The organism is Allorhizocola rhizosphaerae (assembly GCF_003426775.1).
Classification (GTDB): Bacteria; Actinomycetota; Actinomycetes; order Mycobacteriales; family Micromonosporaceae; genus Allorhizocola; species Allorhizocola rhizosphaerae.
Genome location: NZ_QJUG01000273.1, coordinates 1 through 10,019, shown reverse-complemented (window position 1 = coordinate 10,019; position 10,019 = coordinate 1). Strand labels below are relative to the sequence as shown.

At 67.3% G+C, this 10,019-nt stretch carries 5 protein-coding genes and 2 pseudogenes; 2 read left to right on the top strand and 5 right to left on the bottom strand.

Features of this window, described 5'->3' with window-relative positions; genetic code table 11:
• A pseudogene (locus tag DM816_RS36535) lies at positions 1–541 on the top strand (glycoside hydrolase family 3 protein); the annotation flags it as partial.
• 101 nt (positions 542–642) lie between these two features.
• Here DM816_RS36535 and DM816_RS36530 read toward each other — a convergent pair.
• The gene (locus tag DM816_RS36530) at positions 643–3,735 is read right to left on the bottom strand and encodes an endo-1,4-beta-xylanase (protein WP_117215083.1); all 3,093 of its coding nucleotides are present in this window, start codon (positions 3,733–3,735) and stop codon (positions 643–645) included.
• A 111-nt stretch (positions 3,736–3,846) separates the two neighbouring features.
• On the opposite strand from DM816_RS36530, the gene DM816_RS36525 reads away from it, so the two are divergent.
• Positions 3,847–4,665 (top strand): glycosyltransferase family 2 protein, encoded by an 819-nt coding sequence (locus DM816_RS36525; RefSeq protein ID WP_117215082.1) that lies wholly within the window; start codon positions 3,847–3,849, stop codon positions 4,663–4,665.
• 508 nt (positions 4,666–5,173) lie between these two features.
• Here the strand turns inward: DM816_RS36525 and DM816_RS36515 are convergent.
• The 4 genes and pseudogenes from DM816_RS36515 to DM816_RS45380 form a co-directional block, all read right to left on the bottom strand.
• Complete coding sequence (locus tag DM816_RS36515) at positions 5,174–5,941, bottom strand: dolichyl-phosphate beta-glucosyltransferase (protein WP_211589014.1); 768 nt, start codon at positions 5,939–5,941, stop codon at positions 5,174–5,176.
• A 74-nt stretch (positions 5,942–6,015) separates the two neighbouring features.
• Positions 6,016–7,419, bottom strand: a complete 1,404-nt coding sequence (locus DM816_RS36510) for a GTPase domain-containing protein (RefSeq protein WP_117215080.1) — start codon at positions 7,417–7,419, stop codon at positions 6,016–6,018.
• Positions 7,420–7,544: 125 nt separating this feature from the next.
• Complete coding sequence (locus DM816_RS36505) at positions 7,545–9,239, bottom strand: dynamin family protein (RefSeq protein ID WP_117215079.1); 1,695 nt, start codon at positions 9,237–9,239, stop codon at positions 7,545–7,547.
• Positions 9,240–9,428: 189 nt separating this feature from the next.
• Positions 9,429–10,019 (bottom strand): annotated as a pseudogene (locus tag DM816_RS45380) (hypothetical protein); the annotation flags it as partial.

Here is a 10,019-nt window from a genome sequence, read left to right as displayed (position 1 = left end):
GACGCTGCCGGAGGAGCGGCTCGCCGCGGCCGCCGCGCGGGTGGCCGAGTTCGCGGCGTGGAGCCGGTCACTGCGGCGGGTGCGGCTTGCGTCCACACAGACCCCGGGAATCGGGCTGACGGCCGCACGGCGGGCCCTGCGGGTCACTGGAGCGGCGCGGCTGCACGGGCCCGCGCACGTGGTGGAGTTCGAAACGAGCACCAACCTGGCGATCGACGCGCGCACGCCGTGGGGCCTCGCCGCGCCGCTGACCACGCTGCGTCCAAACACGACGGTGGTGCGGCTGGCCGAGGGCGCGACGGTCGACGATGTACTGGCGGGCGCTTCCGCTCGGACGCCGGTGCTTGTGTGCCGCGACCCGCATCGGCATCCATGGCTGTCCACCCTGCTGGAGAAGACCGTCGCAGCCCGCCCGGACGCCGTCGTTGTCGAGATGGGCGTCCCGGCGGGCTCACCGATCGGCGCGGCCCACATCGCCACGCACGGGGCCGCGCCGGTCTGCGGGCAGGCCGCCGCGGAAATCCTGGCCAGCGCGGCTTGAACAGGGCCGGCTTGGCGCCGCGCGCACGGGGGACCACGACGCCTTCGCCGAGCTTGTCGCGCCCCATCTGCGGGCCCTGCATCTGCGAGCGAACGTGGTGATCAGAATCTGACCAGGCGCAGGACTCCCCATCGCGACGTGTTGACATAGGCCGCGCCGGTCGGGTCGTGCCAGGAGGACGCGGCCGTGCGGCGGCCGCCCGTGGCGTCGTTGACCTGCAGGTCGAAGCCCAGCAGGCTGCCATCTCGCGGGCTGATGGTGTCCAGCGCGATGCGGGCCTCCACAACGTAACCGCCCGGCACGGCCGCCGTCGCGCTCGTGAGGTTGGTCGGGTCGATGGCAAGTCCACCGCCTACGGTCTGCCGGTTGGTGAAGCTGATCCGGTACTGCGTGTCGTCATCGTCGTATCCGGTCGTCTTGCCATTGTCCGGATCCACGAAGATTTCGATCGAGTCCTGCTCGTACGGGTTGGGCGACGACTCGTCGAGCGAAGCATCAGTGACACGAGCCAGCACGTACAAATACTCGTTGTCCCACAGCAGTCTCGCCCGTGCCGTGGCCCCGCCCGTCCCGATCACCTGCACGGTCGTGGCGATTTCGCGTGCCCGTGCCCACACCGGATCGGCGATGCCATCGATGATCGGCGCCACCGACGTCCTGCGCGCATCGACCCGTGCCACGGCCGGGATCAGTGTGACCGTCCCCCACCGCGACGTGTCCGTGTCCTGCCCGTGCCGCACGCTGTCGTTCCACGACACGACCTCAGCCGGCCGCGCCGTGTCCTTGACCCGGATGTCCAGCCCGATCCTGCGGCCCGCCGAGCCGACCGTCCGCAGTGGAATCGCCGCCTCCACCCGATATCCCGTCGCGGTCTCACGCACGTCATGTCCACCCCGTCGGAGCCGGTGCCGGGCATCGTCGGACTCGTACTCCGGCGTCTTGCCATTGTTGTCGTCCACGAAGATCTCGACCGTGTCCGCCCTGTCCTTCGTGGAGTCATCGACCTCCACGAGCACGAACAGACACTGCCCGTGCCACCGCAATTGGAACCTGACCCCGGGCCCGCCCGCGGCCTCGATCGCCGTCATGGGCAGCTGATCCCACTCCAGCTCGGTCTTGCCGTCGATGCGAGGCGCACCCGCGGGCACGTTGTGCGCGCGCGTGAGCAGCGGCAACCGCGACGGGTCGACCACACCCCAGTACGCGGGCTTGGCCTGCAACCGTTCGTCGAACAGCAACGGCAGGTCCAGCCGCGGGAACGGGAAGTTCTTCAGCCACGTGTTGTTGTCATTCGACCCCCACAGCGTCACCGATGCCAGGTGCTGCCGGTTGTCGCGCAGCATCGCGAAAAGGTCGCGATAGCGGTATCCCTGCGCGGTGATGGTCTCCTGCGGGATGGACGGGTACGAGTCGACGGCGTTGGGATACACGCTGATGTCAAGCTCGGTGATCTCCTGCTGCACGCCCAGCCCGGCGAACTTCTGGATCGACTGCTCGATCTGCGCCAGCGGCGGGCGTTCGACGTTGATGTGCGTCTGGTGCCCGACGCCCTCGACCGGGACGCCCTCGGCCCTGAGCGAAACCACGAGCTGGTGCAGGAAGTCGCGCTTGCGAGGGTTGTGCGTGTTGTAGTCGTTGATATAGAGCACCGCATCCGGCACAACCTCGTGCGCCACGCGGAAAGCCGTGCGCAGGTAATCGATGCCCGTAATCTCGAACCAGCGGCTGCGCCGCAGCCCGTCCGGCTGGAACTCGTCGATCACCTCATTGGCCACGTCCCAGGCGTAGATGCGCCCGGCGTAGCGGCCGGCGACCGCGCGGATGTGATTTTCCAACCGTTGCAGCAGAAGGGCTTTGTGCTCGGGCGAGTTGGTCAGCGGGTTGCCGGCCGCGTCCTGGAACACCCACGCCGGCGTCTGGCTGTGCCACACCAGAGTGTGGCCGCGCACGCGCATCCCCTTGTTCGTACCGAAGTCGACCAGTGCGTCGGCCTCGGCGAAGGTGAACTGGCCCTCGCGGGGCTCGGTGGCGTCCCACTTGAGCGCGTTGCCCGGAGTCACCTGCCCGAAGTGCTGCTGCGCCAGTTCGGCGTTGACGCCAACCGTGTCGCTGCGGTCGATCGCGGTACCAACCGGGAAATCAGAGGCTAAAACGTCGCGCAGGCGCGGGATGTCTTTCTGGATCGGCAGCGGCGGCACGTACGTCAGCACGAAGTCATCGAGGTAGAAAGATGCCGTCCCGGACGCCGATTCGGCGTAGAGGGACAGGAAGTCAACGTCGTAGGCGAGCGTGTAACTCCCGCTGAACTGGACCCACGCATCGGCCGTGACCGTCCGGTTGCCCACCAGCCCCTCATAGCTGGGTGTCCCGTTGAGCCGCCGCTCGATGCTGAACCGCAGTTGCGCAGGCGCCTCACCCGGCGCGAGCTTGAGCCACAGCGAGAACGTGTAGAGCTTGCCCTTGCCCATGCGCCCGAACACGTTGAGCGCGGGCCCGGCGTAGGTCTGCGTCCGAGCCGTGGTCAGCAGGCTGTACTGTCCACCGTGGGCATCGGCGTCGGTCACTGTCAGCGTCTCGGAGCCGATGCGCGGTGCCCAGCCCTGGCGCGTGCCGCCCTCGAACCCGGTGGTGATGCCGACCTCGTCCGGCGGGCCGCCCGGCGCGGGCGCGATCATCGTGGCCTTCACGTCGTCGACGTCGAACGCGACCGTCGCATCCGTGCTCTCCAGATAGAGCTGGAGTTCGGTCGAGTCCACCTGGAAGGAGTATTCCCCGCGCAGCAGGGCCCAGTCGGTCTCGGACACGGTCGCGCTGGCGACCCGCTCATACGTGGTCGATCCACCGTCCGGGGTCCGCTGCATGGTCATGTGCACGGCAGCAGACGGCTGCCCGGCGACCGTCCGCACATACGCCTCGATCACATACGTCGCGCCCTTCTGCAAGAGCCCCAAAACATTCCGGCCCGGCCCGTTCCACGTCGCCGTACGCCCGGTCGTGCGCAGGCTCTGCGTGCCGGCGTGCGCGGCGTCGCTCGTGACCGCCAGCGTCGCAGCGCCTCGCGCGAACCAACCCTGCGCCGTGCCGTCCTCGAAGTCACTGGTCATCACGACCACCGGGTCGAAGGCATGGGCCGGCGCGCTCACCATCGCGGCCAGCACACACGACACCGCGATCCACACGCTCTTGCGACCCATGGCAGGCTCCGAAAGTTTCGATCCAATTTCGGAATATCAGCGCGAGATTAAGCCCCGCGCACACGGCCGGTCAACCATCGAAACTTTCACTGCCCTCGCTATCTTTGAGCGGTGCAAGTGGACGATCTCCTCGTTTCGGTGGTGATGCCGGTCTACAACACGGCGCGATTCCTTCCCGAAACCATTGAAAGCATCCTCAATCAGACGCACCGAAATATCGAGTTCTTCGTCATCGATGACGCCTCACCGGACGACTCGTGGGAGGTCATCGAGGCTTATGCGCGCAAAGACAGCCGCATGGTGGCGATCCGCAACGAACTGAACGTGGGCGTCATCCGTACCAGAAACAAGGGAGTGGAACGGGCAAGCGGAAAATACGTCGCGCTGATGGACGGCGACGACGTCGCCATGCCCGAGCGGATCAGCAGGCAGGTGGCCTTCCTGGAGAACAATCCGGGACACGGCGCCTGCGGATCCAACATCTATGAGATAGATGCGCAGGGAAGGCTCCGGCGCACCGTCTCGTTCCCCGCCGGCGACGCGGAAATCAAGCGCTCGTTCTTCTTCCACACGCCGATCCGCCACAGCACCCTCATGGTCAGGAAGGAATGCTTCGACCGGCTGGGCCTCTACCGAGTCATGCCCGAAGAACTCGACCTGCTGATGCGCATCGGCCGCGCGTACCAGATCGCCAATCTCCAGGAGTGTCTCGTCAAGTACCGGGTCCACGGCGACAACTACATCTTCAACGACCACAGGGCAATCATCCGGTCCACGCTGCGCACCCGCCGCAACGCCGTAAAGGCTTACGGCTATAGGATGCCCGCGCTGGGCTACCCCGCATACGCCGCGACGTGGCTGATGCAATTCCTCCCGCCCCGCACGGTGTTTCGCCTGTTCTACCTCTTGCGAAGGCTGCTCGTCCGATGAGATACCTGTGGCTCGTGCTCATGGTTCTGGGCACGATCGGTTTTCTGACCGTCTACCTTCTGATGCCACACAAGTCCGAAATAGACAGTCCGCTCCAGGTGCTTTACAAGATTTTCGTGTACCTCGTGATCGCCTGCGGAATCGCCGTGTTCCCGAATCGGTCCAGGCACCTACACCTGTTGCTGCTGCTCCCATTGGTTGGCTTCCTCGGCTACATCATCCCGCGGATCAGCTACCTGGGATTCGTTGCCGTGCCGCAGAAGCACGCGAACGCGGAGGGCGAGTTCTACACCTATCTCTACCTGATGCTCTACCCCGCGATCCTGCTGTCGATCGCCTTCGCCTACCGGCTGGGCGGCGGCACACCCGGCAACTGCCTCAAAGTCGTATTGAGCGGGGTCATTCTCATCTTCTCCGGGTTCCTTGACATCTTCTGGTTTCTCGTCAACCCGACCGGCATCCCGCAGACCCTGCAGTACGCGCATCACATCAAAATGATCATGGGACACTACCCCTCGTTCGGCGAGGCGATCGTCTTCGCCCTGCTGCACCTTCCCTTCCTGTGCATTGTGTTGGTGCTGCCGCTGGACAAGTGGTTGGCGCGCCTGTGGACCACGCGCACGTACGCGACTTCGGCCAACACGGACAGATAAGCGATCGGGTGCAGCTTGGAGCCGGTGTTGTGCCGCCAGCGCACCGGGACCTCCACCACCGGCCAGCCGAACCGGGCGCACAGGTGCAGGATCTCCACGTCGATTCCCCATCCGTTCAGGCGGGTACGAGCCATCAGCGCGCGGGCCGCGCCGCCCCGCAGGAGTTTGAAGCCGCACTGCGTGTCGCGGATGCCGGGCACGGCCACCGCGCGGATGTACCGGTTTCCGAGACGCCCGAGCAGCCGGCGCACCCGGCTCTGATGGATCTCGATATGGCTCCCGGCCAAGGCCCGCGAACCGATCACGGCGACCGCGTCCCCGCCTGCCGTCCAAAGCTTTTCCAGCTCGGTGATGGGGGTCGACAGGTCGGCATCGGTGATCAGGACGTCCGCGCCGCGCGAGGCGAGCACGCCGACCCGCACCGCCTGACCCTTCCCGCGGTGGCGCCACAGGCGGATCAGCTCGACGCCCGGATGCTCCTGCACCACCGAAGCCGTATGGTCCGTGGACCCGTCGTCGACCACGATCAGCTCCCAGGCCCGTCCCGTCGAATCGAGATAGGCACGGATCGCCTCGATCGACGGCCCGATGCGACGCTGCTCGTTGAAGGCCGGGATGATCACGGATAGGTCAACGGCTAGGTAAACGATGGGGCCAACATAGCCCTCATCGCTATATTTGCCAACGCCGATCTCGTCTAGCGGGCGTAACCGAATCGGCGCGCTTCGGACAGCTCCGCCAGCAGCCCCTCGCAGCTGCGCACGACCACCCGGGCCGCGCGCTGCTGGGCCAGCTCAAAGCCGAACCCCGGATCCTCGGCCAACCCCTGCCACCGGATCAGCGCCTCCGAGCACAGCGCCCACAGCTCCGCGTCGCTGGCCTCATGCTCCAACCCGAGCCGCGCGGCGACACTGCCGCCGTTGCCGCCGATGAGCCGGTGTGCCTCGGCGTTCAGGTCGTCGTCGAACGTGACCTCCGCCGCGCGCAGCGTCGCCATCAGGCGCAGCTCGGCGAACTCGTGCGCGCCGGCGATCACCCGTTCCAGGCGCGCCAGCAGCTCGGCGGCGCCGGGCCGGGAGTCGTTGCGCAGCAACTCTTCCAGCACGATGAGGGCCGAACGCGCCTTGAGCACATCCCGTCTTTCGATGAAGTACTGGTTGAGCGCCTCCCGCAGCTCGCCGAGCCCGCTGCGCCGGGCCAGCTCGGCGCCCAGCTTGGCACGCGTGTCGTGGCCGGTGCGGACCAGCGTCGTGGCAAGCCGCACCCCGTGCAGCCCGAACCGCTCAAGCAGCTCACCTCCGCCCGCCGCCGCGAACCGGTCCGCGGAGAGCAGATAGCCGTCCAGCTCCGGGCGGGGCATGAACGCGATGCCCTGCAGCCGTTCGAAGTCCTCTTCGGACAGTACCCGGCTGGCGAGCGCCACCAGCCCGCTGACCGGCACCACGCCCAGGCTCACTGAGCTCACGCGCGGGTCGCGGTGGTGCCGGCGGGCCAGCTGGCGGGCGGTCAGCAGGGCGTCGATGCGCCCACCACCGATCTCGTCGGCACGCGACAGCACGAGGATGGTGCTGACCGGGGCGGCTCGGGCGACGCTCGACAGGTGCGCCTGTTGCAGCGCATCGAGGTCGGCCGCGCGCACATCGCGGCTCAGGTAGAGCACGGCGTCGACCTCGCTGGTTGGCGGTGCCTCCGGCTGCGTGTCCACCAGCGACGCGTTGCGCAGCGCGCGGATCGGCCACTGCACGACGATGTCGCGGATCTGGTCGGCGCGCCAGCCCGCGAGGTCGATGCGCGTGCCGGCGGCGGACCGGGTGGCGGGCAGGTCGTGCGCGGCACCCGTCACCGTGTAGGCGGTGATCAGCGGCGTGGGGCCGTCGTGGTACCAGGTAAGGACATTTTCGAAGACGGGCGCGATTTCCTCACCGAGGATGGCGTTGACGAGCGTCGATTTGCCGGACTTCGCCTGACCCATCACGGCGATGCGCAGAGGATCGTTGAGCCGCGTAATCTGGTGATGCACATGCGCGCTGACCCGCGGATCGTCCCTATACACATCGAGCGTCTCCTGCAAAAGCGCCCACGTCGCCTCTTCCAGCCTCAATGGCGTCCCTCCGCCTCGCTACGCGGCGCATGCCAATCGATTCCCTCGGGCAAGCCCTCCCTCATGGGCGTCCCTCCGCTTCACTACGCGGCGCATGCCAATCGATTCCCTCGGGCAAGCCTCCCTCATGCCGTGACTCTTGCGGCGACCAGCGCTTGCGCCTGCTCGTAGACCGACGCGAGCTGGCGCAGCCGCTGCTCGATCTGCCGGTGGCGCTGATTGCGCTCCAGGTCGGCGGCCTGCTTGGCCCGGCGGAACGACTGGATGATGGCCTCCTGCAGCTGCTCGGTGAGCGCCGTGAAGTGGTCGCGCAGCATCCGCTGCACCTGGCGCGCGGTGTCGCGGCAGTCCTTGCTGAAGCGCAGGAAGAAGTCGTCGATGTGGCGCTGGCAGGCCTGCTTGGCAACGGTCTGCCGGCGCTTGAGCGCGGACTTGCTGTCATCGAGCACGGTCTTGCCGCCGAACAGCGCGCCCGCGCCAATCGACACTGGGTTGATCAGCGGCATGCCCACGAGGCTGGTCGCCAGGCCGAACATCAGGATGCCGCCGTACGACCCGCGCAATCCAGAGAAGATCTTCTGACTGGGGGTGAACCTCTCGATGCGCGGCTGCTCGATGATGGACACCCGCTCGGCCAGGTCGTCGGGCACGCGCATGGACCAGCGCGGCAGCGCGTCGTAGCCGTATCCGTAGTCCACGAAGTGATCGGCCACGCGCCTGGTCGCGGCCTCGCACCGCTGCACCAGCCACCGGTAGTTGGCCTCCGCCGCCTCGATCAGGTTTTCGTCGAGCCAGCCGGAGAACGACTCCCAGTGGGTCAGCGGGTCTGCCTCGTCGAACAACTCGTCGACCTCGCGCAGGATGCGCCTGGTCCGGTCGCGCAGGTCGTATTCGAGGTCGGAGATGAGGTCGGCCATCTCGTCGTTGAGCGTGTTCTGCCAGCTGGTCGAGCAGCGGCGCAGTTCGTCGACCGCCCGCTGGGCGTCGCGCAGCCGCGACATGGTGTCGGACCGGGCCGGACTGTCCTCAATGGACAATTCCTGGCGCAGCGGTGCGGCCAGCTGGTCGACCACGCTGCGCACGATCAGGTTGACGCTGGCACGGGCGAGCTCGTCACCCTTGGCGGAGTGGTCGCGCATCAGCCGCGACAGCAGCACGGGGAAGCCCGACTCGGCGTTGATGGTCTGGTCGTTGGTGGTGGCGGCGGCCAGGCGCAGCGCCGAGGAGACCGGGATGACCGTTGCGGCGACACCGACCCCGGCCAGCTGCTGGCGGTTGTGGTCGGCGATGAGCCGCCAGTGCGGCGAGATGTCAATCTTCGTGAGCACGACGGCGAGGTGCGCGTGCGACTGGGCCAGGTGCAGCAGCAGGTTGAGCTCGGTGACCGACAGCTCGCGGGTGGCGTCGGAGACGAGCAGCACGACATCGGCGGGCGGGGCCTTGAGCCGGGCCGGGTCCTGGTTGTCGATGCCCGGCGTGTCGATGAGCACCATGCCCGAGGCGAGAAGCCCGCGCGGCACTCCAATCTCGACGTGCGTGGGGTGCGTGATCGTGCTTGCCTCGTCGGCATGCTTGACGATCGTCGGCAGGGTCGTGGTCACGCCGTCGCCCACCGGGCACACCTGCGCGTTGATCAACGCGTTGATGAGCTGGCTCTTGCCCTGCTTGGGCTCCCCGACGACGAGCACGCGCAACTGGCTGTCCAACAGTTGCGCCCGCTTCTGCCGCAACCACTCGATCAGGTCCGCGCGCCCATGTGCCTGGCACAGCCGAGAAGTCTCATCGAGCACGTTCAGCCAGATTGGCGCTACCACGGCCATGATTCTGCTGGTTTCGGAGGAATTTTCAAGTGCTGAGCAAAACGCTCTTCGCGTTTTGGGCCGGGCGGATCAACTCCGTTCAGGCGAAGCCGTGTTCTTTGCCTGGACAACCACTGCTAGACAATCGGTTGGGCCGGGCCGTGTGTAACACGACCCGGCCCGTTTGGGACCCTTCACAAAGGAAGTTTTTTACAGCAGGCCACCGAGCAGGCCATCGCCGTCGTTGCCGCCGTTGGTCGAGGCGCTCGCCTCGCCACCCAGGCCGAGACTTCCGGTGATGTTGCCCACACCCAGCGATCCGGTCACGTCGCCGACGATGTCGAGGCTGCCGCCGAGGCCACCCACCGTGCCGGTGACGGTGTTGAGTGCCCCGCCGACCAGGCCCGCGTCGCCGGTGAGCCCGCCAACCAGGCCGTCGTCACCGACAAGGCCGCCGACCAAACCTTCGTTCCCGGTCAGCCCACCAGTCAAGCCAGTGACCGTGTCGAGCGTGCCCCCCAACAGGCCGGAGTCACCACCCGTCAGGCCGCCGGTGACACCGGTGACCGTGTCGAGCGTGCCGCCAAGCAGACCGGCGTCGCCACCGGTCAGACCACCGGTAAGCCCGGTGACCGTGTCCAGCGTCCCGCCCAGCAGGCCGGCGTCACCACCCGTCAGGCCGCCGGTGACACCGGTGACCGTGTCGAGCGTGCCGCCAAGCAGACCGGCGTCGCCACCGGTCAGACCACCGGTAAGCCCGGTGACCGTGTCGAGCGCGCCGCCGACCAGGCCGGTGTCGCC